Here is a 23,745-nt window from a genome sequence, read left to right as displayed (position 1 = left end):
TAAACCCGGGCAGCCCGCCATGGCGTTGCCCGCGTCTGTCTCGCAATAACGCAGACTTTCCCGCTCCACGGAACTCCCGCCGCGTGCGCCCCTCTCACATTATGTAATCCTTCCCTTTTTGCTTCGCGCTTGTGGAGGAACACCGTCATGCGCAAGTTAGTGCTCGTTTCTTCTTTACTCTTATGCCTGCCCGTCGGTTCGGCGTTGGCCCGCGTCGATGCGGGTGATGTCGCCACCTCGGCCGGTGTCTCCGCGTCGCTGTACTCGACCTTCAAGGATCACAAAATGGTGATTCCAGCCCGTGACGACTTGTCTGCATTTGTCGCCAGTGGCGGGGCCATTCGTGGGGTTTATCTTGAATCGGTACTGCAACAGGTTCGCCAGGACAATCCTGGCATCAACGCCAGCGATGAAGATCTGGCCAACGCGATTCTGGTGCATTACGAAGGCCTGAATCAGTAGCCGTCACGGATAAAGCAGCCGATGGATGGCCGCTGACGGCGCATAGGCAAAACTGTCCGACGGCCTCTATGATGGAGGCCATGACGACTTCTGTGCCCTTGCGCTCACCCTGCCCGCCCGGCGCCTGCAATTGCGGGCGCGACCCGTTGCTGGAAATGCCCGGCGCAGATCTGCGCATCCTGCGCCTGACACGAGAGGAAGAAAAACGCCTGCTCGCTCGCCTCGAAATGCTCAAAGACCTGAATGATCTCAAGCATCTGCAACAGCGGATGTTCGAGCAACTGGGCGTTCGCGTCGACGTCGCCCCCGGTTTCAACGAAGTGCGCACCATGCGCGGCATTGCCATTCAGATCGACGAGTTACCGGGCCTGTGCCGCAAGACCCGCGCAGCGATTCCGGCGGCCATTCGCCGCGGACTGGAAAATCGCCCGGAGATCGCTTTCGAACTGCTCAACGCCCACGACTTGCTGCGCGACACCTGATCACTTTTTCAGCCCCAAGCGTTTACGCATCTCGGCGGTAATGCTCTGGCGGGTTTTCTTCATGTCTGCCCAAGGCTCGTCACCGACCTCGGCCAGCCGCTGGTGAACGTTATGCACGTTCCACTGATTGCCGCCCTTGATCTCGGCGACTTCCTCGCGAAACAGCGGCACCGACACCGGCAGACCTTCGCGGGTGCGCGCGGCGTAAGCGCAGATGGTGGTGGCGCCCAGTCCGTTGCGCAGGTAATCGATGAAGATCCGCCCGACGCGATTTTTCGGCCCGGACACCGCCGAAAAGCGCTCCGGCAACAGCTTGGCAATATGACTGACGATAGCGTGGCTAAAGTCCTTTACTTCGTCCCAGCCGAGTTTGCGGGTCAGCGGTACGACCAGGTGAATACCCTTGCCGCCGCTGGTTTTGAGGAATGCCTTGAGGCCAAGCTCATTGAGCACGGTCAATGTCAGCGCCGTCGCTTCGACCATGCTTTTCCACGGCAGCGCCGGATCCGGGTCAAGGTCGAGAACGAAGCGATCGGGCTTGTCCAGATCGACCGTGGTCGCGTTCCAGGTGTGCAGTTCGACCGTGCTCATCTGCACCGCGCCGATCAGCGCTTCGGCGTTGTTGATCAACATCACCGGCTGCCCGGTAACGTCCTTGTCCAGCGTGGTGATGCCGGGGATCGCCAGGCGTTCGGCGTTTTTCTGGAAGAACAGTTCGCCGGCGATGCCGTCCGGGGCACGCACCAGCGCGACCGGACGATCCTTGAGCTGCGGCAGGATCCATTCGGCGACGCTGGCGTAGTACTCGGCCAGTTGCATCTTGGTGGTGCCGCTGACCGTGTCGATCACCCGATCCGGGTGCGTGATGCGCACTTTGCCGTTGGCCAGTCCGAGCTGTGACGGCGCGGTATCCGGATTGCTCGCCGGGGCTTTTTTCGGCGGTTTTTTCGTGGCGGTTTTTTTCTCTGCAGTCTTCACCGGTTTCGCTCGCTCCTCTGTGATGCCCTTGGCTGGTTTGTCATCGCGCAAGCCATGGAACACGGCGTGGCGTACCGAACCGTCCTGGGTCATTTCCGCGAATGCGACTTCCGCCAGCAGTTTCGGCTTGAGCCAGTGCACGCCTTTGACCTCGAAACCACTGGGTGGATTGACCACCGCCGGCTTCTTCACCTGCAACGGTTTGAGCTGGGTCAGAATGCTTTTCAACGTCGACTCGTTGAAACCGGTGCCGACCTTGCCGGCGTAGCGCAACTCGCAGCTGTCGCGATCATGCAGCCCCAGCAACAAGGCACCGAAAGCACTGCGCGAACCTTTCGGATCGGTGTAACCGACGATCACAAACTCCTGACGATGTTTGCACTTGAGCTTGATCCAGTCACCGCTGCGCCGCGACACATACGGCGAGCCGAGGCGTTTGCCGATCAGGCCTTCCATCTGCATCTGGCAGGCGCTGTTGAGCAGTGCATCCGGGGTTTCGTCGAAGGCTTCGGAGAAACGCAACAAGGGTTGCTCATGACTGCCGAGCACCGTGGCCAGCGCGGCGCGCCGCTCTTCAACTGGCACTTCACGCAGGTCGACACCGTTGAGATAAGGCAGATCAAACAGGTAGTAGAGGATGTTGCCGCTGCGCCCGGCCTCGAAAGCATTTTGCAGGGCCTGAAAGTCCGGTACGCCCTGTTCGTTGGCGACGACCATTTCCCCGTCCAGCCATGCGGATTCCAGCCCCAGCGCGGCCACTGCTTTGGCTTGTTGCGGCAACTTGTGCGTCCAGTCATGTCCGTTGCGGGTGAACAGTTGCACCTGATCGTGATCAATGCGCGCCATGATCCGGTAGCCGTCGAATTTGATCTCGTAACTCCACTGCCCTTCCGGTGCGCTGTCGACCAGCGTGGCCAGTTCCGGCTTGAGTTGCGTCGGCAGTTTGGCCTTGTGCGCGCCGGTGAGCTTGCCGGTCGCGGCTTTGCGCGTCTTGGACGGGGGCTTTTTCAGTGGTTTGCTTTGCTCGGCGGCCAGTTTGGGTTTGCCCACTATCGTGCGTTCGCTCAGGACACTGTCCGGTTCGGCCAGCAGCACGTCGTAATCATCCTGCGGCCGCGCGGCATCGTCCTGATGCTTGATCAGAAACCATTGTTCCTTCTTGCCCGGCATGTGCGTGCGCACAAGGTTCCAGACACCGCCGAGCTTTTCGCCTTGCAGCTCGAACTTGAGCTTGCCCTTTTCGTAGGCCTTGTGCGGATCTTCCAGCGGAATCCACACGCCACGATCCCAGACGATCACATCCCCGGCGCCGTAATGCCCTTCGGGAATGCTGCCTTCAAATGTCGCGTAATCGAGCGGATGATCCTCGACATGCACCGCCAGACGCTTGACCTTGGGGTCGAGCGACGGCCCTTTCGGTACCGCCCAGCTTTTCAGTGCGCCATCGAGTTCCAGGCGAAAGTCGTAATGCAGGTGCGATGCGTCGTGCTTCTGAATGCAGAACTGCAAAGCATGCTCGGCGGCGGTTTTACGTCCCGAGCGCTTGACGGCGGCCGGTTCCGACGTCGCTGAAAAATCGCGCATGCGGTTGTAGTCGTCGAGGTTCCTGTTCATCGTCCACCTGCCTTGTTTCAGCCAATCCGCGTCACGGTCAGCGCCACCACCGCGATGCGGTCGACCCGTTGATAGCCGGGGTTGAGCAGTTCTTCGCCAAAGACATCCGGATCAAGTTCGCGGTAAGTCCAGCCGAAGCGTTTTTCATCCAGTCGCGGTAGCACGGTGTCGAGAAAAGGATCGCGACCATCGACCATCGCCACGCCGGTGTAGAGCAGCAGCGAGCCGCCCGGCGCCAGTCGATTCAAGGCCTGTTCGACGATGCGCAGTGAGAGTCCTGCTCCCAGCGTCCCGCCGCCATGGCGATAGGCGCGTTCTGCCGGATCAGCCATGTACGGAGGGTTGGCGACAATCAGATCGAACTCGCCCTCGACGCCCTGCAACAGATCACTGGCGCGTACGTCGACGTTGGCAACTTCCGCCAGCGCCGCGTTGATCGCGGTCAAACGCAGCGCTGCAGGGTTAATGTCCAGCGCCAGCACCTCTGCCTCGCGACGGGCACGGCCGATCAGGATCGCACCGACGCCAGCCCCACAGCCGATGTCCACCGCGCGATGAATCGGCGCAAAGTTCTGTTGCAGGTGGGCGTGGATCAGTTGCGCAAAACGGTAGGTGTCGGGGCCAAAAAACACCGCGTCAGCCGCCTCGGTGGGGAATGCCGAATGGACGAACAGCAAATCATCCAGACTTGACCAGCGCACCCTACTCTTCAGGTGGCCTTCGTAATTATCAATGACCTGCGCATCTTGCAGTTGCCGCTGTTCATCGGCCGACAACAACCCCGGCGCGAATGGCCGCGACCAGCCGAACACATCGCGCAAAGAGTCGGCCATCTGGCCCTCGTCACGCTGGTTGACCCGCTGGTGGGTCAACGGCGTCGGGGTGATGAACCGATACCCGTCTGCCACCAAGCGTCGGCCCAATTGCAGCAGCACGAGATCGTTGGGGCAGAGTTGTTCTTCCTGATTCATCGGTGATGTCCTTAAGGCAAGCGGGATTTGAGTTCGATAAAGCGCCGGGTGGCGAGCAGTCCGGCGGGGTGTGCATGGCGGGCCGGTGCGAGCCAGGGGATCAGAATCGCCATTTGCGCCAAGCCGTCCTGACCTTGCAGCGCGGCGTCGAGTGCCTGTACATCGGGATCCTGTTCAAGCCCTTCGATGGCCGCTGCGGTCTGACTGTGCCGTCGAGCGGGTTTCGTTTTATCCGCAGAGGTCCAGTCACCCGCAATCCAGTCGTGCACAAGTTGCTTTTCATAGGCATTGAACACGCCAAACATCGCCGCACCGTCGCCCGCGATCAGTTGCCAAAAACGACTGGCCTGCGGGTCTTCGTGGCGTTTGATCCAGCCTTTGTTCTGCAATGCCTGCAGAAATCCGGGCAATTGCTCCGGTGCAGCCAGCCACTGATTGACGGTCTGCCCTTCGAAGCGGCAGTAATCGGAATGCATGTGCTGGGCGAATGGGCATTTGCGCTCAAACATCGCCAGCAATTCGTGCTCAAGGTCGAAACCTTCGATGATCGCGCGACTGCCCTGCCCCAGATCGTTGAGTCGATAGCCCAGCGCTACCCGACGCAGAAATTCCCCGCGATCGGCCTCAAGCGGTAGTAGATCGAGCGCCGCTTGCACGGCTTTTTGCGCATGGCCAGTGCTGGCATTGTCGATGGTTACGTGCAGGGTGAAATAGTACGGGTCGATGCCTAGCTCACTGAGTTCGTAACTGCTGATCAACAGATGCAACGGCAGCTGTTCGTAGCCGAGGTTGTAGCCGATCACCTCGGGCAGGTAATCAGCGCCACAGACACCGAGGGCTAGTTGTATCGCGCCTTGCAGGTAGCGTTCATCGTCGATGGCAGCACTGTCCTGCAAGTCGTGCTCGGCGAGCAGTTTGCGGTAGATCACCACATGGTTTTGCGCCGGATTGCCCTCGCCCAGCTCTTCCAGAAAGGTTCGCAGCAGACCCTGGAAACGCGGGTCCTGCCAGCGCGGCAACAGACCATGGAGCCAAGCGCCGTCAACCAGTTTGGTGGGGGCCACCGCTTGCAGGAAATACAGCGCCTGCGCCTTGCCCCGGAAGAATTGCCGAGGCCCGCCGGCCTTGCGCTGCTGCAGATAGTCGGCATATTGCCGGGCGACATCGGCGCAATGTTCGGCCACCCAGGCGTGCCAGGTCGTGGGATCTTCGGGCAGGGAATCGGAGAGTGGCGCGGCGTGTTGCAGTTGCTCCTGCAAAAACGCCCGCGCAAGGTCGAGGGGATTGTCATCACGCAACAACGCTTCATAGACCTGCCGGATATTCCCGGCGGCATTCATAAGATGCGGTTGGGCAGGCGCAGCCTGCAGGTGTGTCAGGACAGTCATGGCAAAGTTCTCGGTCGGTTGGCAGGACGCTGTTCCACACGCCTCTACAGCAGCAGAGAGGCGGCGCCTGCGAAAAATTCAATCGACGTGAAAATTGCCCGGACGGACGGCGAAGCAGCTCCTTGGCGGAGCTGCTGGTGGCAATGATTTTTTAACGTGACTTCAGGCCTGACCTTTGGCCTGCTGTTCCAGATGCACCTGCAAGTCCGGATCGATCTGCAAGGCTGCTGCCAGCTCATCAAGATAACTGCGCTCGGCGTCCTGCTGGTCGTCCACGAGGATTACGCTGACCAGATACATTTCAGCGGCCATGGCCGGATCGCCTTTGGCCGCCTGCGCGACTTCGTTGGCGTCCAGCGGTTTCGAGACTTCGTCCTCAAACCATTGCTGCAATTGTGGGTCGTCGGTGTGTTTGCTGATTTCCCCATTGATCAACTGTTGTTCCCGGGCGTCGATCTCACCGTCAGCCTTCGCCGCCGCGATCAACGCACGAAGCACCGCGTGGCTGTGTTCTTCGATGTCCGGGCCTGCAAGGAGATTCGCGGTCTGGGGAATCTGTTGCGGGGCCGCGCTGGCCTGGCTGCGTTGCCAGGCCTGATACGCCTGAAACGCCATCATCCCTAGCGATGCCAGCGCCGCATAGTTGGTGCCGCCGGAGCGGCTTTGCGTGCCGCCACCGCCACCCAGCGCCCCACCCAAGGCGCCGCCAAGACCACCACCGGCACCGCCGCCGAGCAAACCACCGAGCAAGCCGCCCAAGCCGCCAAGTCCACCGGCAGATCCGCCGCCGCTGGCCGCGCCCGAGCCGCCACCGAGCAGTCCACCCAGCAACCCACCCAAACCACCCAAACCATCGCCGGCAGACGCTGAAGATTGTTGGCCGGTCGAGGCCTGGCCTCGCAGCAGTTTTTCAAGCAAATCGCTGGTGTTCATGACGTCATCCTCAAGCATTGGCAGTGACTGCGTCTGGCAACGATAGTCCCCTTAAGCCATAGCGCCAGCACCGTTTGGCTGACACCCAAGGGTCTGGCGGATTTCGCCCGCGTATTTTTTCGCCGGCCAGCTAAGATTGATCAATGGTGAACCTTATCCCGGCCAGACCGGTCGATAGCTGCAACCCCGACCCGGTTTGCCGGCGCCCTTGTTGCCCAAGGGTGATACCCGGCTTGCTTCACTTTCTGGAGAACGCCCCCGTGATATCGACCGTACACATCGCCAGGCTCAAAGCATGGGGCGCCCATGGTTTTACCGCGACTGGCGTGGTCACTGCTTTTCTGGCCACCCTCGCCCTGTTGGAAAACCAGCCCACCCACTGCCTGATGTGGCTGGGCGTGGCGCTGATTGTCGACGGCCTCGACGGCGCACTGGCGCGCAAGGTCAATGTGCAATCGGTGCTGCCGAGCTTCGACGGTTCGATCCTTGATCTGGTGATCGATTACCTGACGTACGTGTTCATTCCGGCGCTGTTCATCTATCGCTACATTCCATTGCCCGATTACACCCTGCTGCTGACCGTGTCGCTGATTCTGGTGTCGTCGCTGTTCTGTTTCTGCAACGTCAACATGAAGAGCAAGGACAACTACTTTGTCGGGTTTCCGGCGGCGTGGAATGTGGTCGCGCTGTGTCTGTACATCATTGGGCCTGGGCCGTGGATTACCTTCCTGACGGTGATTGGCCTGGCGCTGCTGACGGTGACGCGGATGAAATTCCTCCACCCGTTCCGTGTGCGCCGGTTCATGCCGATCAACATTGCGGTGACGGCGATCTGGTTGCTGTGCAGCCTGTCGCTGGTGCTCAACCACCCGGTGATCAACCCGTTGGTGATGGGCTTGTGGTTGCTGATGTCGGCGTACTTTCTGGGGATCTGCATCTGGCGCACGGCGCTGGAGTGGTTTGATCGGCCGCAGGTGAAATAGGCTCCAGAGCCCAACATAAATCCAATGTAGGAGTGAGCCTGCTCGCGATCGCGGTCTGTCAGCTGAATATTTTTGACTGAAAGAACGCTATCGCGAGCAGGCTCACTCCCACATGGATCTCCATTCAGCGTTTAGTGATCACCACCTCCAGATACTCACTCGGCACCACCAGCGACGCCTCCCCCGCCCGATTCAACCGGTTGAGCAAATCCGCCAGATCACTCTCCAGCGCCTGCCCGCTCTCCGGCGGCAGTGCCGCAAAGGCCTTGTGCACCGGCCCATACCAATGGCGGAAAATATCGATGAAATGCGCGGCCGAGCGATAGCGAAAATTGAACTCGCGTCGCGTCACGCGCAGCAGAAAATCGCGGTCATCGAAATGCTTGTGCAGCCACGCATCGGAGCCCCAGTTCGACGGCGGTTGTGCGCCGGCAGGCGGTGGCAGATGTCGGCCGAGGGTCTTGAACATCTGGCCAACGAAACCTTCCGGCGTCCAGTTGGCCAGACCGATCCGCCCGCCACGGCGACAAACCCGGCCCAGTTCAACAGCAGCCTTGTCCTGATCCGGCGCGAACATCACGCCAAAGGTCGACAGCACGGCGTCATAGCTCTCGTCGGCGAACGGCAGCGCTTCGGCATCGGCCACCTGAAACGTCACGTCCAGATGCTCCGCCCGGGCACGGTCCTGTCCGCGTTCCAGCAAAGCCGCGACGTAATCGGTCGAGGTGACCAGGCAACCGCGCCGCGCCGCCGCCAGCGTTGCATTACCGTTGCCGGCAGCGACATCCAGCACCTCCTCGTCACAACGCAGGTCGCAGGTTTCGGCGAGGTTTTCGCCGACGATTTGCAACGTCGTGCCAATCACGGCGTAGTCGCCACTGGCCCAGGCGACTTTCTGGCGTTCCTTCAGGGCAGTCAGGTCAATCGGGGTACTCATAAGCGTGAACTCCGCTGCGAGTGGGGCCGGTGATCATTCGGCGGTCGTCGGGTCGATGACCGTCATCACCCGCTCCACACTGTTGGCCGGAAACCCACCGAGTCTGGCGTGTTCGCGCACCTGCTGTTCGTCTGGTGCAATGTACACGCAATAGATCTTGTCAGCGGTGACGTAACTTTGCAGCCACTGCACTTGCGGACCGAGTTCGCGCAGGACATCACAGGACGTTTTCGACACAGCTTTGAGTTCTGCTTCCGACAGCTTTCCGGCCCCTGGAATCTCGCGTTCAATCACGAATTTAGGCATGGCAACCTCGCGCTCTTGTTATGAGGCAAGGCCGGCAGTGACCCTGCTCAAGCACTATCGCGCCGAGACCGCTCGGCGTCCCTGCCAATCGTCTGGCAACCCCGTAAAGCCGGGGGTTTGCCGATGAGCGGTGGAAATATGTAAAGCGTCTGGAACACCTTGAGGATTGCCAAGGTTGGGGGATTGGTTTCTGATGCTCCCTCGCTTCTGGAAAGGACTCGACTGATGTCACTGAAACTCGATTGGCTCGCGCATCACATGCACCACAGCGACCGTTATGCCCAATGGATCCACCAACAATTCCCCTACGAATACGTCGACCAGCCGCTGGCCGAGTGGCAGCGTGAATTTGCCGAGGGCCAAGGCAATGGTGACTGGTCCTGCCTGATCGCCATGGACGGTGAGCGTCTGCTCGGCGGCGCCGCGCTGGCACGTGATGACCTCGCCCTGCGCCCCGATCTCGGCCCTTGGCTGGCCTGCGTGTTCGTCAGCCCTGAGGCACGCGGGCAAGGGTTGGCGGAGCGCTTGATTACAGGGATTTGTCAGGAGGCGAAAGACTGCGGCTTTGCGCGCCTGTATCTGCACACGCAAAACAAGCAGGACTACTACGCCAAACGCGGCTGGCAGGTGCTGGAACGTTTTCGCGCCTGGGACAACGAGCAATGGCTCATGGTGCGTGACCTCTGAGCCATTGCTGTTGCTGATCAGGCCGCAGGCGCCTTCGCCTCCTGCAGCAACTGCTGGATCATCTGCTCCTGCGCTTCGTAGCGACCTTCGCCGAAGTGGCTGTAACGCACCTGCCCCTTGGCGTCGATCAGGTAATGCGCCGGCCAGTACTGGTTGTCGAAGTTGCGCCAGATCGCATAGTTGTTGTCGATGGCCACCGGATAGGTGATGCCGAGTTTTTTCACCTGATCCTTGACGTTGTCGATGATCCGCTCATAGCCGTATTCCGGGGTGTGGACACCGATCACCACGAGCCCGTCTTTTTCGTATTTCTTCGCCCAGTCTTTGACGTACGGCAGGGTGTGCTGGCAATTGATGCAGTCGTAGGTCCAGAAGTCCACCAGCACCACTTTGCCGCGCAGGGCTTCAGCGCTCAGCTCGGGCGAGTTCAGCCATTGCACTGCACCGGCCAGCGACGGCATCGCGCCTTTGCCCTCCTCCATCGGCGAGTCCGCACGGGCTTTGCTGACGAAGTAGTCGACCACTTTCGGCACGTTTTCCAACACGCTTTTTTCCACGCTGGCGACGCCTTCAGAGGAAGTCTTCGCCAGCAAGGTTTTATCTGCGCCCGTGGCAATCACTGCAGCGGTGGCGAGCACCGCCACGCCAGCACCTCGGCGCAACCAGCCAGTAAACGGGATCGACGGCTTCAGGCAATTGACCAGGCCGCGCCCGGTGAAGATCAACGTGCCCAGCGACAATGCACTGCCGGCGCCGTAAGCCAGCAGTAACAGGCTGGTCTGCGCGTTGGCACCTTGCAGCATGGCCCCAGTGAGGATCACACCGAGAATCGGTCCGGCGCACGGTGCCCACAGCAACCCCGTAGCGACGCCGAGCATGATCGAAGCCATCGGCCCGGCCTTTTTCCGGGTATCCGGATCGAGACGGTTGCCGAGCATCACGAACGGTCGTGTCAGCCAGTCGCCGATGCGCGCCGAGATCAGCGACAGGGCGAACACGCTCATCACGATCAGTGCGACGTAACGTCCGCTGTTGCTGGCCTGGATCACCCACTCGCTGCTGACCACCGCCAGGCTGGAAATCAGCGCGAAGGTCAGCGCCATGCCGCCGAGGGTCAGCAGTATCGAAGCGCGGCTGCGTTGCGCGCCGGCAAACAGAAACGGCACCACCGGCAGGATGCAGGGGCTGAGCACGGTCAGCAGACCGCCGAGGAATGCGATGAGGTACATAGTGAGTCACCCTTGATCAATGAATGTGACGAGCCGTTCAGACGCTTTGGCCCTCCAGCCAATGGCTCTGCGGCGTACGGCTGGCGCCGTTCTCGGCAAACATCTGGCCCTGCGGCGTGCGGCTCGAGCCATCCGCTGCAATCAGGCCGTCGCTGCCCTGCTTGGCCTCCGGCGTCAATTGGAAGCAGGTGCTGCTATGGCAGCTATGCTGTTCAACCGCGGCGTTGGCATGGGCGGCGACGCCGGCCAGGGAGAAGGCGATGGCGGTCAAAAAGCGCGATACGTTGTTCATGGTTGTTTCCTTCTATAAAGAGTGATGACTCAGTTGTCGTTGTTGCAGCCGTCGGCGAATTTGCTGTAATCGAGCACGCGGGTCTGACCGGCTGAATCGAGATAGGTCATGCGCGCCTCGACAATCCCGCAATTCACCGAGTTGTCCTGTTTCAGCGAGAGCACTTTCTGGATATCCAGGTGGGTGCCGTAGGTGTAGGTTTGCGCGGTGACAGCGGCTTCGGCGCGGGCCGACAGCGTGCAGATGTTCAGCGCGGCAAACAGGCAGGCGGCGATTACGGATTTGTTGTTCATGGCGTGTTCCTCAAGGCTTCAGTGGGTTTGAGCCGAGGCGATCGGTGAGGGCCTCGATGGAGCCTATTTGAGGCTCGCGAGGTATCGCGTCTGTGTCAGGAACAGGCGCGTTTCAATCGCTGTGTATCCCTGCCAGCGGGGGATACACAGCGATACAAACCCCAGGAAAATTGGCGTTTTTGCGTTCCTGTGTATCCGCCGACACGGCAGATACACTGCAATACAAAGGCAGGCAGGCGAGCCGCCGCAGGCTCGATACACTGCACCGCAGTCCCTTTTGATAGAGGTTTGCACCGATGGATCATGTCGATCACATTCTCATCGTCGACGACGACCGCGAGATCCGTGAACTGGTGGGCAACTACCTGAAGAAAAACGGCCTGCGCACCACGGTGGTCGCCGATGGCCGGCAGATGCGCAGCTTTCTCGAGGCCAACACCGTCGACCTGATCGTGCTCGACATCATGATGCCCGGCGACGATGGCCTGCAGCTGTGCCGCGAACTGCGCGTGGGCAAACACAAGGCCACGCCGGTGTTGATGCTGACCGCGCGCAACGATGAAACCGACCGCATCATCGGCCTGGAAATGGGCGCCGATGATTACCTGACCAAACCGTTCGCTGCCCGTGAACTGCTGGCGCGGATCAACGCCGTGCTGCGCCGCACGCGGATGCTGCCACCGAATCTGGTGGTCACCGAAGCCGGCCGCTTGCTGGCCTTCGGCCGTTGGCAACTGGACACCTCGGCCCGTCACTTGCTGGACAAGGACGGCACCATGGTCGCCCTCAGCGGCGCCGAATACCGCTTATTGCGAGTGTTCCTCGATCACCCGCAACGGGTGCTCAGCCGCGATCAACTGCTCAATCTGACCCAGGGCCGTGATGCGGATCTGTTTGACCGCTCGATCGATTTGCTGGTCAGCCGTTTGCGTCAGCGTCTGCTCGATGATGCGCGCGAGCCGGCCTACATCAAGACCGTGCGCAGCGAAGGTTACGTGTTCTCGCTGCCAGTCGAAATTCTCGGTGCCCCGGCATGAGCGTCAATCTGCACTGGCCTCGCACCCTCGCCTCGCGCCTGTCGCTGATCTTTCTGATCGGCCTGCTGCTGGCTCAGGCGCTGTCGTTCGGCGCGCAGTATTACGAGCGTTACCAAAGCGCCAAGAACACCATGCTCGGCAATCTCGAGACCGACGTCTCGACCTCGATTGCGATCCTCGATCGACTGCCTGCCGAAGAGCGCCCTGCCTGGCTCGAGCGTCTGGCGCGAAAAAATTATGGCTACCTGTTGAGCGAAGGCGAACCGGGCACGCCGATCGAGGTCGGGGATGTGCCGGTGGCCGTTACCTCGATCACCGAAGCCATCGGTGAACGCTATCCGCTGACCTTCACCGATATTCCCGGGCCGAAGAAACACTTTCAGGGTCATCTGCGCCTGAGCGACGGCAGCCCGGTGACCATCGACGTGCGCCCCGCCATGGTCCCGTTGTCGCCCTGGTTGCCGGTGGTCTTGCTCGGCCAGTTGGCGCTGATGATCGCCTGCACCTGGCTGGCGGTGCGCATTGCGATTCGTCCGCTGACGCGCCTCGCCAACGCCGTGGAAACCCTCGACCCCAACGCCCACCCGATCAACCTCGACGAAAGCGGCCCAAACGAAGTGGTCTACGCCGCCCGTGCATTCAACGCGATGCAGGCGCGTATCGCCGCTTACCTCAAAGAGCGCATGCAACTGCTGGCAGCGATTTCCCACGACCTGCAAACGCCGATCACGCGGATGAAACTGCGCGCCGAGCTCATGGACGATTGCGCCGAGAAAGACAAACTGTGGAATGACCTCAGCGAGATGGAACATCTGGTGCGCGAAGGCGTGGCCTATGCGCGCAGCATCCATGGTTCGACCGAAGAAAGCCGCCGCACCAACATGGATTCCTTCCTCGAAAGCCTGGTGTTCGACTATCAGGACATGGGCAAGCAGGTGCACCTGGTCGGCAAGAGTGCGGCGGTCATCGACACCCGTCCTCATGCGTTGCGCCGAGTGCTGGTGAACCTCACCGACAACGCGCTGAAGTTCGCCGGCGCCGCCGAAGTCTGGGTCGAAGCCAACAAGGGCAGCCTGGCGATCACCGTCATGGACCGTGGCCCGGGTATCGCCGACGCTGAACTGGCGCAAGTGCTGCAACCGTTCTACCGCGTAGAAAACTCGCGCAATCGCGATACCGGCGGCACCGGACTGGGACTGGCCATCGCCCAGCAACTGGCCATGGCGCTGGGTGGTTCGCTGATCTTGAGCAACCGCGAGGGTGGCGGATTGTGCGCGGAACTGAAACTCCCCCTCAATCTTTGAACGCTACATAACCCCTGTAGGAGTGAGCCTGCTCGCGATCGCGTCCTTCCAGTCAACCCGCATTGAATTGAAGGACGCAATCGCGAGCAGGCTCACTCCTACAATGGGTTGCTATACATTCAAGCTATGCCGATCACCTGGTCCTCATGCATCTGCTGCAACAACACCAGGCCGTTATCCATGAACGAATTGCTGGCGGACTGCCCGGCCTCCTGCGCCAGAGCTTGCAACTGCTCGCGCCCCGTCAACGGTGCAAACTCGTCAATGCGCTGCAGCAAGCGCCAGGCCAGCGGGCTCAGTTCGGAAAACTTTACACTCCAGTCTGCCGCACGCCGCACCAGCAAAAATGTCGGTTGGTCCGGTGGCGTGGCGGGCTGACAGTTCGGATCGAGCTCATGCACCGGCCACTCGTACGCCAACGGCCAGGCCAGCGGCGAGATTTGCAGCGGCCGCTCCAGCAACAACGCCGGATCTGTCGGCAGCAGCGCTTTAGCATCGGATTGCTGCAAGACCATCTCGACCCATTCGTAATGCGCCAGCTCCAGCAAAAACGCCGGCCACTCACCTTCGCGCAACACCTGCGGTTGCGTGGCCAGATAGTCGAGAAACGTTTCGGCAATCTCGCCAAACTTTGGGGTCTGCGCCCGCCAGTCGCGCAAGAAACCTCGCACCAGCAAGCGCCAGCGTTGCTCCCCGATAATCCGGATCAGCACCGGAAACGTGCCGCTTAACAGTTGCGACACATTGTTGAACACCAGATCGCGATAGACATTAACCCGCGCCGCGTTCATGTCGGCCGGCGGCAATTGATGTTCGGGATCGCGCAAATATCGGGTCAGCGCCTGTTGTTGCTGTAGCAGGTTAGCCACGATGGCGACCTCCCGCTTGCAAGTGGCGAATGGTCTGCAACTCGTCGACCAGTTCGGAAAATGCCGGGAAATTGAAATCCCGCTCCAATAACGTTGGCTGCGCGCCGAACCGCGCGTAGGCCTCAGCCAGCAATGCCCAGACCTGCGGTTTTACCGAGGCGCCATGGGTGTCGATTTTCAACGTATCGGACTCATCGAAATGCCCGGCCACATGCATGCCGACCACCCGCCCCGGCTCGATACCGGCTAAAAATGCTTGCGGATCAAATCCGTGGTTGATCGCGTTGACGTAGACATTGTTGACGTCCAGCAGCAGGTCGCAATCGGCCTCACGCAGCACGGCATTGGTGAAGCTCACCTCGTCCATGTCCTGGCGCGGTGCGGCGTAGTAGGAGACATTTTCCACGGCCAGACGCCGGCCGAGAATGTCCTGGGACTGACGGATTCGCGCGGCGACGTGGTGCACTGCCTCTTCGGTGAACGGCAATGGCAACAGGTCATAAAGATGCCCGTCATCGCTGCAATAACTCAGGTGTTCGCTGTAGAGCGGCACGTGGTAATGGTCGAGAAACACCCGCACTTCCTGCAAGAAGCCGACATCCAGCGGTGCCGACCCGCCAAGTGATAGCGACAAACCGTGACAGGACAACGGGAAGCGTTCGGCCAGTTCACGCAACGCCGCACCATGGGCGCCGCCGACGCCGATCCAGTTTTCCGGAGCGACCTCGAGAAAGTCAAAATCGCCGGTACGGGCAGCTTGCAGGTCTTTCAGCAGGCCACGGCGCAGGCCGAGGCCGACGCTGGGTTGCAGTGATGAGACAGGCGTTTGCATAGGGAGTACCTCAGCGGTGGGTTTTCTCCAGTTGAAGCGCTGGCTGTATCGCTGGTGTGTGCAACTGACTAAACATTTGCAGCCCGATGTATCTCTCAACAACCGCGATACACAGTGATACACACCGAAAAACCTGTGGGAGCGAGCCTGCTCGCGAAGGCTGCCGAACAGTCGACAACGATGGCGACTGGGCTGGCCTCTTCGCGAGCAGGCTCGCTCCCACCGAGGTTTTCAGTGTTCACAAATACAGCGGCAGACCGGGACCGGGGCTAGACTCCTTTATTACCCAGTCGAGGGGGACGCAGGACGTCAGCCGTGCCCTGCCCAACTCCGTGACCACCGCCCGGTGGCGCACGCCTCGACCTTCGACGCCGCCGGACCGTGATCCTGTTTCAGGAGCACACATGATGGACGAGGCGAAGCTCAACCAATTCATGGGCAAACTGGTCAACGACATGGGCGGTGCGGCGATGCTGGCCAATGTCATCGTCGGCGAAGAACTCGGCTTGTACCGGGCAATGGCCGACAGTCAGCCGATCAGTGCCGATGCCCTCGCCGCCAAAACCACCTGCAACCCGCGTCTGGTGCGCGAATGGCTCAGCGCCCATGCGGCTTCCGGCTACATGGAGCACCACGACGGCCAGTTCCGTTTGCCAGAAGAGCAGGCACTGGCGCTGGCCGTCGAAGACTCGCCGGTTTACGTTGCCGGTGGTCTCGGCGTGGTGGCGTCGTTTTTCCATGACAAGGACAAACTGGTCAAAGCCATGCGCGGCAACGGCGCCCTGCCTTGGGGTGATCACCACCCGTGCATGTTCAGCGGCACCGAGCGGTTCTTCCGGCCCGGCTACAAAGGTCACCTGATCGCCGAATGGCTGCCGGCGCTGGACGGCGTGGTGGCCAAACTGGAAGAAGGCGCCAAAGTCGCCGACATCGGCTGCGGCCATGGCGCCTCAACGGTGATCATGGCCCAGGCGTTTCCCAACTCGCGCTTCGTTGGCTATGACTATCACGCGCCGTCGATCACCGTCGCCACCCAGCGCGCCGAGGAAGGCGGCGTCAGCAGCCGGGCGAAGTTTTTCCAGGGTTCGGCGAAGAGCTACCCGGGCAATGACTACGACCTGATCTGCTATTTCGACTGCCTGCACGACATGGGCGACCCGGTCGGCGCCGCCCGTCACGCCTATGACTCGCTGAAAGACGACGGCACGGTATTGCTGGTCGAGCCATTCGCCAACGACACGCTGGACGACAACATCAACCCGGTCGGACGGCTGTTCTACGCCGCCTCGACGTTTATCTGCACACCGAACTCGCTGTCGCAGGAAGTCGGCCTCGGCCTGGGTGCGCAGGCGGGGGAAATGCGTCTGCGCAAAGTGTTTGTCGAGGCTGGGTTCAAGCACTTCCGCCGGGCCACGCAAACGCCGTTCAACCTTATTCTGGAGGCGCGCAAGTAACCCGCGCGGGTCGCGTGCTAACCTGCTGGCACTGCCCATTTCGGAGCGCTGACCATGCTTGACAGTCCGACCCGCGACCACCTCGACACCCTGCAAGAGGTGATGGCTGATGGCGACTTCATCGTATTGACCGGGGCCGGCATCAGCACGCCGTCGGGCATTCCGGACTACCGCGACAGCGACGGTGTACGCCGTGGGCGGCAACCGATGATGTACCAGGAATTCCTCGCTGCCCCTGAATCACGCCGCCGCTATTGGGCGCGGGCCATGCTCGGTTGGCCAAGGGTGCGTCAGGCGCAACCGAATGCGGCTCACGAGGCATTGGCCGATTTGCAGCGCAGTGGGCTGATCCGCGATCTGATCACTCAGAATGTCGACACCCTGCACGATCAGGCTGGCAGTCACGATGTGATCGAGTTGCACGGCAGCTTGCATCGCGTTGTGTGTCTGGACTGTGGTCAGCGCAGTGAGCGTGATTCGATTCAGCAATTGATGGAACGACAAAATCCGTATCTGGCCGGGGTCGATGCCGTGCAGGCACCGGATGGCGACACCCTGCTCGACCCGGCGTTCGAGGCGCGCTTTCAGGTACCGCACTGTCCGCATTGCTTTGGTGAGCGGATGAAACCGGACGTGGTGTTTTTCGGTGAAAACGTCGCGCAGCCCACGGCGGCTCGGGCGATGGCGGCGGCAGAAAATGCGGCGGGGATGTTGGTGGTGGGGTCTTCGTTGATGGCGTATTCGGCGTTTCGCCTGTGCCGGGTGATTGCCGATCGCGGTAAGCCGCTGATAGCGATCAATCTGGGCAAGACCCGCGCGGATGATTTGCTGGATTTGAAGATTGAAGCGTCGTGTGAACAGCTTCTACCCCTGTTGGTCAGGGAGCTGGATCGGTGAGTTGCTGCACTCTGCGCTCGACTCCGGACCCAGGCCCCTCACCCTAGCCCTCTCCCAAGGGAGAGGGAACTGACCGAGTTGTCTGGGCTGAATACTGCGACCTGAAAATGCTGAGTCGAGCTCACAATCTGCATAACCCATGATCAGCCCCCTTCCCCGTAACACTAGGCCTCTCCCAAGGGAGAGGGGACTGACCGAGTTGTTGTCAAGCGATACACCGACCTGAAAATTTCAAGTCGAACCCATTTTCTGAAATGCCCCCGATCAGCTCCCTGCCCCCTCGCCCCCCTGGGGGAGAGGGTTGGGGTGAGGGGGGAGATCTCACAGTCGCCCCAGATCTTCAGCCTTGAGAATGTCGAACAACGCCTGCGCCGCCGCCGACAGTTCATTGCCCGGTTCAGTCAACACACCAATCGCCCGCTCCACCGAGTCGTCCAGCGTCAGGCAATGCGCGCCCAGCTCCTGCATCTGCCCGGCGCACAACGCCGGCACGGCACTGACGCCCAGCCCGCTGGCGACCATGCGCCCGACCGTCGCCAATTGATGGCTTTCAAACTCGACCGGCAACTTCATGCCGCGCGCCTGCAAGTGCTCTTCGAGCATCACCCGCACCGTCGAGGGCCGCTGCAAGGTAATAAACGGCTCCTGCAACAACGTCTGCCAGTCGATCTCGCTAAGGCGGGCCAACGGCGAATCCTTCGACACCACCGCGACGAAGCGATCCGTGTACAACGGCGTAAACGTCATCGCCGTGTTTTGCATCGGCTCGAACGCCACGCCCAGCTCAACCTGGCGATCTCGGACCATTTCCAGCACTTGCTCGTTGATCACGTCATTAACCGTGACGTTGACGTTCGGATAGCGCGCACGAAAGGTCTTGAGAATCGGCGGCAGCAGGTTGCCGGCAAACGACGGCATCGCCGCCAGCGTCACCCGCCCGCGTTGCAAACTGAAGCGCTGACGCATTTCGTCTTCGGCGTTATCCCAGTCGGCAATCAGCCGTCGCGCCAGTGGCAGCAAGGATTCACCTTCGGCAGTCAGCGCGACGTTGCGTGTATTGCGGCTGAACAGGCGACCACCCAGCCCTTCTTCCAGCGCTTTGATGGTCAGGCTCAACGCCGATTGCGACAGGTGCAGGCGCTCGCAGGCGACGGCGAAGCTGAGGCTCTGGGCCACGGCGAGGAAGGCGCGGATCTGTTTGATGGTCATGCTCGCTTCGCTCCAGTTGTAAGCTACAAGCGTTAAGCGGCAAGCCATGATGATCGTTCCCACGCTCATGCGTGGGAATGCAGCCCGTGACGCTCCGCGTCACTGGACACGGAGCGTCCCTAGAGGCATTCCCAAGAGGGGCGTGGGGAACGATCAAAGCAGCACGCGGTAACGCGACTATTGAGCTTTATCAATCAATCGACCTTAAAAATCAACTTAACAAATATATCCTCCAGCGCGACACTCCAACTATTCGGCTAGCCAGCCGCCCGCAAATAATAAAAGAGGTGCATATGGCAGGTTTCGACAAGCGCGTGAGTTCCTACGAGGAAGCCCTGGCCGGGCTTGAGGACGGCATGACCGTCATCGCCGGCGGCTTCGGTCTGTGCGGCATTCCGGAAAACCTGATCGCCGAGATCAAGCGCAAAGGCACCCGCGACCTCACCGTCGTCTCCAACAACTGCGGCGTCGACGGTTTCGGCCTTGGCGTACTGCTCACCGACCGTCAGATCAGCAAAGTCATCGCCTCCTATGTCGGCGAAAACAAGCTGTTCGAAGAGCAACTGCTCAAGGGCGACATCGAAGTCATCCTGACCCCGCAAGGCACCCTCGCTGAGAAGATGCGCGCAGGCGGCGCCGGCATTCCGGCCTTCTTCACCGCCACCGGCGTCGGCACTCCGGTTGCCGAAGGCAAGGAAGTGCGTGAATTCAAGGGGCGCAAGTATCTGATGGAAGAATCCATCACCGGCGACTTCGCCATCGTCAAAGGCTGGAAAGCCGACCACTTCGGCAACGTCATCTACCGTCACACCGCGCAGAATTTCAACCCGCTGGCCGCCACCGCCGGCAAGATCACCGTGGTTGAAGTCGAAGAAATCGTCGAACCCGGCGAACTCGACCCCTCGCAGATCCACACCCCGGGCATCTACGTCGATCGGGTCATTTGCGGCACGTTCGAAAAACGCATCGAACAGCGCACCATCCGCAAATAATTCAGGCTGACGGAGAATAACAACATGGCACTTACCCGCGAACAAATGGCTCAGCGCGTCGCCCGCGAAATGCAGGACGGCTTCTACGTAAACCTCGGCATCGGCATTCCGACCCTGGTCGCCAACTACATTCCTGAAGGCATGGAAGTCATGCTGCAATCGGAAAACGGCCTGCTCGGCATGGGTCCGTTTCCGACCGAAGAAACCATCGATGCCGACATGATCAACGCCGGCAAACAGACCGTGACCGCGCGCATCGGCGCGTCGATTTTCAACTCCGCCGAATCCTTCGCGATGATCCGTGGTGGCCATGTCGACCTGACCGTACTCGGCGCCTTCGAAGTGGACGTCGAAGGCAACATCGCCTCGTGGATGATCCCCGGCAAACTGGTCAAGGGCATGGGCGGCGCGATGGATCTGGTGGCCGGTGCCGACAACATCATCGTGATCATGACCCACGCATCCAAGGACGGTGAGTCCAAGCTGCTCGCCAAATGCAGCCTGCCGCTGACTGGCGCCGGTTGCATCAAGCGGGTGCTGACCGACCTCGCCTACCTGGAAATCGAAAATGGCGCTTTTGTCCTCAAGGAACGCGCACCTGGCGTCAGCGTCGAGGAAATCGTCGCCAAAACCGCTGGTAAACTGATCGTCCCGGATCACGTACCGGAAATGCAGTTCGCTGCCCAGTGAGGAATTCGAAAATGCAAGACGTCGTAATTGTTGCCGCCACGCGTACCGCGATCGGCAGTTTCCAGGGTTCCCTGGCCAGCGTGTCCGCCGTTGATCTGGGCGCGGCGGTGATCCGCCAGTTGCTCGAACAAACCGGTCTGGACGGTGCGCAGGTCGATGAAGTGATCATGGGCCAGGTGTTGACCGCCGGCGCTGGCCAGAACCCGGCGCGTCAGTCGGCGATCAAGGCCGGTCTGCCCCACGCGGTACCGGCGCTGACCCTGAACAAGGTCTGCGGTTCGGGCCTCAAAGCCCTGCACCTCGGTGCGCAGGCGATCCGTTGCGGCGACGCTGACGTGATCATCGCTGGCGGCCAGGAAAACATGAGCCTGTCCAACTACGTGATGCCAGGCGCACGCACCGGTCTGCGCATGGGCCACGCGCAAATCGTCGACACCATGATCAGCGACGGCCTGTGGGATGCGTTCAACGATTACCACATGGGTATCACTGCCGAGAATCTGGTCGACAAATACCAGATCAGCCGTGAGCAGCAGGACGCCTTCGCTGCCGCCTCGCAGCAGAAAGCCGCTGCAGCGATTGAGGCCGGTCGCTTTGTCGATGAGATCACGCCGATCCTGATCCCGCAGCGCAAAGGCGATCCGGTTGCGTTCAAGGTCGACGAACAACCACGCGGCGATACCACCGCAGAATCCCTGGCGAAACTGCGCCCGGCGTTCAAAAAGGACGGCAGCGTCACCGCCGGCAACGCCTCGTCGCTGAACGACGGCGCCGCTGCGGTAATCCTGATGAGTGCCGAAAAAGCCAAAGCCCTCGGCCTGCCCGTACTGGCGAAAATCGCCGCCTACGCCAACGCAGGCGTTGATCCAGCAATCATGGGCATCGGCCCGGTGTCCGCCACCCGCCGCTGCCTCGACAAGGCTGGCTGGAACATCGACCAGCTCGACCTGATCGAAGCCAACGAAGCCTTCGCCGCGCAATCGCTGGCCGTGGCCAAGGATCTGCAATGGGATCTGGACAAGGTCAACGTCAACGGCGGCGCCATTGCGCTGGGCCATCCGATCGGTGCCTCGGGTTGCCGCGTATTGGTGACCCTGCTGTATGAAATGATCAAGCGTGATGCGAAAAAGGGTCTGGCGACCCTGTGCATTGGCGGCGGTCAGGGTGTGGCGCTGGCGCTGGAACGCGCTTAACCAGAGTTCAACAGTGAGCGGCGGATCCACGACATCCGCCGCTTGCTGGCAACAAAAACCCGGTGCGACTTGCGTTGCACCGGGTGTTTTTTTGCCTGTTCGAAATCGGCTTTGAATGTTCCGGCCCTATCGCGAGCAGGCTCACTCCTACATTGGAATTGTGAACCCATTCAATTGTAGGAGTGAGCCTGCTCGCGATAGGGCCAGTCAAAGCACCAACAATCTAGGGCTTGCGCAGCAAATAGGTATCCATGATCCACCCATGCTCGGCCCGCGCCGCCTTGCGCACCCGCTCGATCTCATCCGCGACATCCGCCAGCCTGCCACTGATCAGAATCTCGTCCGGCGTGCCCAAGTAGGCGCCCCAATAAATCTGAGTCTGCTGATCGGCGACCCGCTGATACGAATCTTCAGCATCTAGCATCACCACCAGACTGTCCGCATCACTCACCTGCCCTGCCGCCAAACGCCGCCCGGTGGTGATTTCAATGGAGCGGCCGATCGTATTCAACGGCACCTTGTGCTGCGCCGCCAACGCCTGAACGCTGGTAATCCCAGGAATCACCTCAAATTCGAAGGCGCACGTGCCCGAGGCCAGAATCGCCTGAAGGATGCGCACGGTGCTGTCGTACAGCGCCGGGTCGCCCCACACCAGGAAACCGCCGCACTGCCCATCAGACAATTGGTCATTGATCAGGCGCTCGAAGGTCTGCTGCTTGGCACGGTTCAGCTCATCGACACTGGCGATATAGTCGACATCACCGCGCTCGCGTTCCGGGCTGTGGGCTTCGACGAAGCGATAGTCGAGGTCGTCGATGTAGCGCTCACAGATCTCCCGGCGCAAGTCGATCAGCTTGTCCTTGCTCTGGCCTTTATCCATCAAAAAGAACACGTCGACCCGGTTCAGCGCCTTCACGGCCTGCATCGTGATGTAGTCGGGGTTACCGGCGCCGATGCCGATCACCAGCAGTTGTTTCATCACAAAGCTCCTTTAAGGCACAGGCGCCAGCGCCCGGTGAAGCGTAATTCGACCATCGACAGCGGTTCGACATCAATGTCATGAAATGCCGAACCGCGCATCACGTGGATCAGCGCGGCGCGGATGACAAACGGATGCGTCACCGCCACCACCTGTCCCGGCATGGCTTCCAGGCTGCTCAACCATATCGCCACACGCTCGCATAACTGCGCCACCGACTCACCACCATGGGGCGTTGCGTGGAGATCTTCCAGCCAGGCCTGCAGCGCGGCGTCTTCCGAGCGTTGCAGATTCTTGATCGACATCCCATGCCAACGGCCCCAGTCACAATCGCGCAGAGCCTCGTCGATCTGCGCATCCGCGCCAAACCACGCCGCCGTCTGCCGTGTGCGCAATTCCGGCGCGCAAATCAAGCGTCGCGCGGCGTCGAAACGCTGGGCCAATTCACCCGACGCCAACCCACTATTTTCAACAGGCTCATTCGTAGGAAAACACGCCAATTTTTGTGCGACGGTTCGCGCATGGCAAATCAATGTCAAACGAGTGGTCTGCACAGGCATCGCTCCGGTAGGCCTTGATGAAAATCAACGACGTAAAGCCGTTCTGTTGGCAATTGTGCCGTAAACCGAGGGTTGCGGGGCTGCCGGATAGCCACCGGAAAAACGGACGACGCCAGGAATACGGCAATATCTGACACCGTTGTAGGCAATGGACTACAAGGACGGTCGAATTCC

At 60.6% G+C, this 23,745-nt stretch carries 25 protein-coding genes; 11 read left to right on the top strand and 14 right to left on the bottom strand.

Annotation, left to right across the window (positions count from 1 at the left end):
- The first annotated feature begins 147 nt into the window (after positions 1-147).
- Positions 148-462 carry a DUF2388 domain-containing protein gene (locus tag VY732_RS11270; protein ID WP_016983279.1) on the top strand — a complete coding sequence of 105 codons (315 nt, stop codon included), beginning with the start codon at positions 148-150 and terminating at the stop codon, positions 460-462.
- 80 nt (positions 463-542) lie between these two features.
- Positions 543-944, top strand: a complete 402-nt coding sequence (locus VY732_RS11265) for a hypothetical protein (RefSeq protein ID WP_176091710.1) — start codon at positions 543-545, stop codon at positions 942-944.
- On the opposite strand, the gene ligD is transcribed toward VY732_RS11265, so the two are convergent.
- From ligD to VY732_RS11245, 4 genes are all read right to left on the bottom strand, one after another.
- Entirely contained in the window at positions 945-3,536 is a 2,592-nt protein-coding gene (gene ligD / locus VY732_RS11260; RefSeq protein WP_331695424.1) for a DNA ligase D, read from the bottom strand. It abuts the gene before it with no gap.
- Between the two features lie 17 nt (positions 3,537-3,553).
- Positions 3,554-4,507, bottom strand: coding sequence for a methyltransferase (locus VY732_RS11255; protein WP_212622437.1), 954 nt, complete (start codon positions 4,505-4,507; stop codon positions 3,554-3,556).
- Between the two features lie 11 nt (positions 4,508-4,518).
- Complete coding sequence (locus VY732_RS11250) at positions 4,519-5,895, bottom strand: iron-containing redox enzyme family protein (protein ID WP_331695423.1); 1,377 nt, start codon at positions 5,893-5,895, stop codon at positions 4,519-4,521.
- A gap of 162 nt (positions 5,896-6,057) precedes the next feature.
- Positions 6,058-6,828: a tellurite resistance TerB family protein gene (locus VY732_RS11245; protein WP_077572191.1), complete on the bottom strand. Its 771-nt coding sequence runs from the start codon at positions 6,826-6,828 to the stop codon at positions 6,058-6,060.
- A 260-nt stretch (positions 6,829-7,088) separates the two neighbouring features.
- Between VY732_RS11245 and pcsA the strand changes: the two genes are divergently transcribed.
- Positions 7,089-7,811 (top strand): phosphatidylcholine synthase, encoded by a 723-nt coding sequence (gene pcsA, locus VY732_RS11240; protein ID WP_007919592.1) that lies wholly within the window; start codon positions 7,089-7,091, stop codon positions 7,809-7,811.
- Positions 7,812-7,935: 124 nt separating this feature from the next.
- Here the strand turns inward: pcsA and VY732_RS11235 are convergent, their stop codons facing one another.
- Positions 7,936-8,748: a class I SAM-dependent methyltransferase gene (locus VY732_RS11235; RefSeq protein WP_116031269.1), complete on the bottom strand. Its 813-nt coding sequence runs from the start codon at positions 8,746-8,748 to the stop codon at positions 7,936-7,938.
- Between the two features lie 33 nt (positions 8,749-8,781).
- Positions 8,782-9,054, bottom strand: coding sequence for a DUF4242 domain-containing protein (locus VY732_RS11230; protein ID WP_331695422.1), 273 nt, complete (start codon positions 9,052-9,054; stop codon positions 8,782-8,784).
- 225 nt (positions 9,055-9,279) lie between these two features.
- On the opposite strand from VY732_RS11230, the gene VY732_RS11225 reads away from it, so the two are divergent.
- On the top strand, positions 9,280-9,741 hold the full coding sequence (locus tag VY732_RS11225; RefSeq protein ID WP_331695421.1) for a GNAT family N-acetyltransferase: 462 nt from the start codon (positions 9,280-9,282) through the stop codon (positions 9,739-9,741).
- Between the two features lie 17 nt (positions 9,742-9,758).
- Here VY732_RS11225 and VY732_RS11220 read toward each other — a convergent pair whose 3' ends face one another.
- The 3 genes from VY732_RS11220 to VY732_RS11210 are packed head-to-tail and all read right to left on the bottom strand — an operon-like array spanning position 9,759 to position 11,555.
- On the bottom strand, positions 9,759-10,970 hold the full coding sequence (locus VY732_RS11220; protein ID WP_331695420.1) for a cytochrome c biogenesis protein DipZ: 1,212 nt from the start codon (positions 10,968-10,970) through the stop codon (positions 9,759-9,761).
- A 37-nt stretch (positions 10,971-11,007) separates the two neighbouring features.
- Entirely contained in the window at positions 11,008-11,262 is a 255-nt protein-coding gene (locus tag VY732_RS11215) for a hypothetical protein (protein WP_331695419.1), read from the bottom strand.
- 29 nt (positions 11,263-11,291) lie between these two features.
- On the bottom strand, positions 11,292-11,555 hold the full coding sequence (locus VY732_RS11210) for a DUF2790 domain-containing protein (RefSeq protein ID WP_331695418.1): 264 nt from the start codon (positions 11,553-11,555) through the stop codon (positions 11,292-11,294).
- Positions 11,556-11,851: 296 nt separating this feature from the next.
- On the opposite strand from VY732_RS11210, the gene VY732_RS11205 reads away from it, so the two are divergent.
- Positions 11,852-12,592: a response regulator gene (locus VY732_RS11205; RefSeq protein WP_007919579.1), complete on the top strand. Its 741-nt coding sequence runs from the start codon at positions 11,852-11,854 to the stop codon at positions 12,590-12,592.
- Positions 12,589-13,896: a HAMP domain-containing sensor histidine kinase gene (locus tag VY732_RS11200; protein WP_331695417.1), complete on the top strand. Its 1,308-nt coding sequence runs from the start codon at positions 12,589-12,591 to the stop codon at positions 13,894-13,896. The genes VY732_RS11205 and VY732_RS11200 overlap by 4 nt, the downstream gene beginning before the upstream one ends.
- Positions 13,897-14,015: 119 nt before the next feature.
- Here VY732_RS11200 and VY732_RS11195 read toward each other — a convergent pair whose 3' ends face one another.
- Both VY732_RS11195 and VY732_RS11190 read right to left on the bottom strand, forming a co-directional pair.
- A complete protein-coding gene (locus VY732_RS11195) occupies positions 14,016-14,765 on the bottom strand; it encodes an HvfC family RiPP maturation protein (RefSeq protein WP_331695416.1) in 750 nt (249 codons plus the stop codon).
- Positions 14,758-15,597 (bottom strand): HvfB family MNIO-type RiPP peptide maturase, encoded by an 840-nt coding sequence (locus VY732_RS11190; RefSeq protein ID WP_331695415.1) that lies wholly within the window; start codon positions 15,595-15,597, stop codon positions 14,758-14,760. The genes VY732_RS11195 and VY732_RS11190 overlap by 8 nt, the downstream gene beginning before the upstream one ends.
- A 407-nt stretch (positions 15,598-16,004) precedes the next feature.
- Between VY732_RS11190 and VY732_RS11185 the strand changes: the two genes are divergently transcribed.
- Both VY732_RS11185 and VY732_RS11180 read left to right on the top strand, forming a co-directional pair.
- Positions 16,005-17,051 carry a class I SAM-dependent methyltransferase gene (locus VY732_RS11185; protein WP_331695856.1) on the top strand — a complete coding sequence of 349 codons (1,047 nt, stop codon included), beginning with the start codon at positions 16,005-16,007 and terminating at the stop codon, positions 17,049-17,051.
- Between the two features lie 54 nt (positions 17,052-17,105).
- Positions 17,106-17,948, top strand: a complete 843-nt coding sequence (locus VY732_RS11180) for an NAD-dependent protein deacetylase (RefSeq protein WP_331695414.1) — start codon at positions 17,106-17,108, stop codon at positions 17,946-17,948.
- A 321-nt stretch (positions 17,949-18,269) separates the two neighbouring features.
- On the opposite strand, the gene VY732_RS11175 is transcribed toward VY732_RS11180, so the two are convergent.
- The gene (locus VY732_RS11175) at positions 18,270-19,157 is read right to left on the bottom strand and encodes a LysR family transcriptional regulator (RefSeq protein ID WP_116031283.1); all 888 of its coding nucleotides are present in this window, start codon (positions 19,155-19,157) and stop codon (positions 18,270-18,272) included.
- A 293-nt stretch (positions 19,158-19,450) separates the two neighbouring features.
- Between VY732_RS11175 and VY732_RS11170 the strand changes: the two genes are divergently transcribed.
- The 3 genes from VY732_RS11170 to VY732_RS11160 are packed head-to-tail and all read left to right on the top strand — an operon-like array spanning position 19,451 to position 22,032.
- The gene (locus VY732_RS11170) at positions 19,451-20,149 is read left to right on the top strand and encodes a CoA transferase subunit A (RefSeq protein ID WP_016983257.1); all 699 of its coding nucleotides are present in this window, start codon (positions 19,451-19,453) and stop codon (positions 20,147-20,149) included.
- Between the two features lie 24 nt (positions 20,150-20,173).
- Complete coding sequence (locus tag VY732_RS11165; protein ID WP_007919566.1) at positions 20,174-20,839, top strand: CoA transferase subunit B; 666 nt, start codon at positions 20,174-20,176, stop codon at positions 20,837-20,839.
- 11 nt (positions 20,840-20,850) lie between these two features.
- Entirely contained in the window at positions 20,851-22,032 is a 1,182-nt protein-coding gene (locus VY732_RS11160) for an acetyl-CoA C-acetyltransferase (RefSeq protein WP_331695413.1), read from the top strand.
- A 223-nt stretch (positions 22,033-22,255) separates the two neighbouring features.
- Here VY732_RS11160 and cobF read toward each other — a convergent pair whose 3' ends face one another.
- Positions 22,256-23,011 (bottom strand): precorrin-6A synthase (deacetylating), encoded by a 756-nt coding sequence (cobF, locus tag VY732_RS11155; protein ID WP_331695412.1) that lies wholly within the window; start codon positions 23,009-23,011, stop codon positions 22,256-22,258.
- Positions 23,011-23,565, bottom strand: coding sequence for a histidine phosphatase family protein (locus VY732_RS11150; protein ID WP_331695411.1), 555 nt, complete (start codon positions 23,563-23,565; stop codon positions 23,011-23,013). Before VY732_RS11150 ends, cobF begins: the two co-directional genes overlap by 1 nt.
- Positions 23,566-23,745: the final 180 nt, after the last annotated feature.

This window comes from Pseudomonas sp. ZY71 (genome assembly GCF_036542145.1).
Taxonomy (GTDB): Bacteria; Pseudomonadota; Gammaproteobacteria; order Pseudomonadales; family Pseudomonadaceae; genus Aquipseudomonas; species Aquipseudomonas koreensis_A.
The sequence above is the reverse complement of the archived record's forward strand: the minus strand, read 5'-3'. Positions and strand labels throughout refer to the sequence as shown.

What these genes read in the sequence shown, in the direction of transcription:
- VY732_RS11270 (WP_016983279.1), top strand. Translation starts at nt 148, where the DNA reads ATGCGCAAGTTAGTGCTCGTTTCTTCTTTACTCTTATGCCTGCCCGTC.
- VY732_RS11265 (WP_176091710.1), top strand. Translation starts at nt 543, where the DNA reads ATGACGACTTCTGTGCCCTTGCGCTCACCCTGCCCGCCCGGCGCCTGC.
- ligD (WP_331695424.1), bottom strand. Translation starts at nt 3,536, where the DNA reads ATGAACAGGAACCTCGACGACTACAACCGCATGCGCGATTTTTCAGCG.
- VY732_RS11255 (WP_212622437.1), bottom strand. Translation starts at nt 4,507, where the DNA reads ATGAATCAGGAAGAACAACTCTGCCCCAACGATCTCGTGCTGCTGCAA.
- VY732_RS11250 (WP_331695423.1), bottom strand. Translation starts at nt 5,895, where the DNA reads ATGACTGTCCTGACACACCTGCAGGCTGCGCCTGCCCAACCGCATCTT.
- VY732_RS11245 (WP_077572191.1), bottom strand. Translation starts at nt 6,828, where the DNA reads ATGAACACCAGCGATTTGCTTGAAAAACTGCTGCGAGGCCAGGCCTCG.
- VY732_RS11235 (WP_116031269.1), bottom strand. Translation starts at nt 8,748, where the DNA reads ATGAGTACCCCGATTGACCTGACTGCCCTGAAGGAACGCCAGAAAGTC.
- VY732_RS11230 (WP_331695422.1), bottom strand. Translation starts at nt 9,054, where the DNA reads ATGCCTAAATTCGTGATTGAACGCGAGATTCCAGGGGCCGGAAAGCTG.
- VY732_RS11225 (WP_331695421.1), top strand. Translation starts at nt 9,280, where the DNA reads ATGTCACTGAAACTCGATTGGCTCGCGCATCACATGCACCACAGCGAC.
- VY732_RS11220 (WP_331695420.1), bottom strand. Translation starts at nt 10,970, where the DNA reads ATGTACCTCATCGCATTCCTCGGCGGTCTGCTGACCGTGCTCAGCCCC.
- VY732_RS11215 (WP_331695419.1), bottom strand. Translation starts at nt 11,262, where the DNA reads ATGAACAACGTATCGCGCTTTTTGACCGCCATCGCCTTCTCCCTGGCC.
- VY732_RS11210 (WP_331695418.1), bottom strand. Translation starts at nt 11,555, where the DNA reads ATGAACAACAAATCCGTAATCGCCGCCTGCCTGTTTGCCGCGCTGAAC.
- VY732_RS11205 (WP_007919579.1), top strand. Translation starts at nt 11,852, where the DNA reads ATGGATCATGTCGATCACATTCTCATCGTCGACGACGACCGCGAGATC.
- VY732_RS11200 (WP_331695417.1), top strand. Translation starts at nt 12,589, where the DNA reads ATGAGCGTCAATCTGCACTGGCCTCGCACCCTCGCCTCGCGCCTGTCG.
- VY732_RS11190 (WP_331695415.1), bottom strand. Translation starts at nt 15,597, where the DNA reads ATGCAAACGCCTGTCTCATCACTGCAACCCAGCGTCGGCCTCGGCCTG.
- VY732_RS11185 (WP_331695856.1), top strand. Translation starts at nt 16,005, where the DNA reads ATGGACGAGGCGAAGCTCAACCAATTCATGGGCAAACTGGTCAACGAC.
- VY732_RS11180 (WP_331695414.1), top strand. Translation starts at nt 17,106, where the DNA reads ATGCTTGACAGTCCGACCCGCGACCACCTCGACACCCTGCAAGAGGTG.
- VY732_RS11175 (WP_116031283.1), bottom strand. Translation starts at nt 19,157, where the DNA reads ATGACCATCAAACAGATCCGCGCCTTCCTCGCCGTGGCCCAGAGCCTC.
- VY732_RS11170 (WP_016983257.1), top strand. Translation starts at nt 19,451, where the DNA reads ATGGCAGGTTTCGACAAGCGCGTGAGTTCCTACGAGGAAGCCCTGGCC.
- VY732_RS11165 (WP_007919566.1), top strand. Translation starts at nt 20,174, where the DNA reads ATGGCACTTACCCGCGAACAAATGGCTCAGCGCGTCGCCCGCGAAATG.
- VY732_RS11160 (WP_331695413.1), top strand. Translation starts at nt 20,851, where the DNA reads ATGCAAGACGTCGTAATTGTTGCCGCCACGCGTACCGCGATCGGCAGT.
- cobF (WP_331695412.1), bottom strand. Translation starts at nt 23,011, where the DNA reads ATGAAACAACTGCTGGTGATCGGCATCGGCGCCGGTAACCCCGACTAC.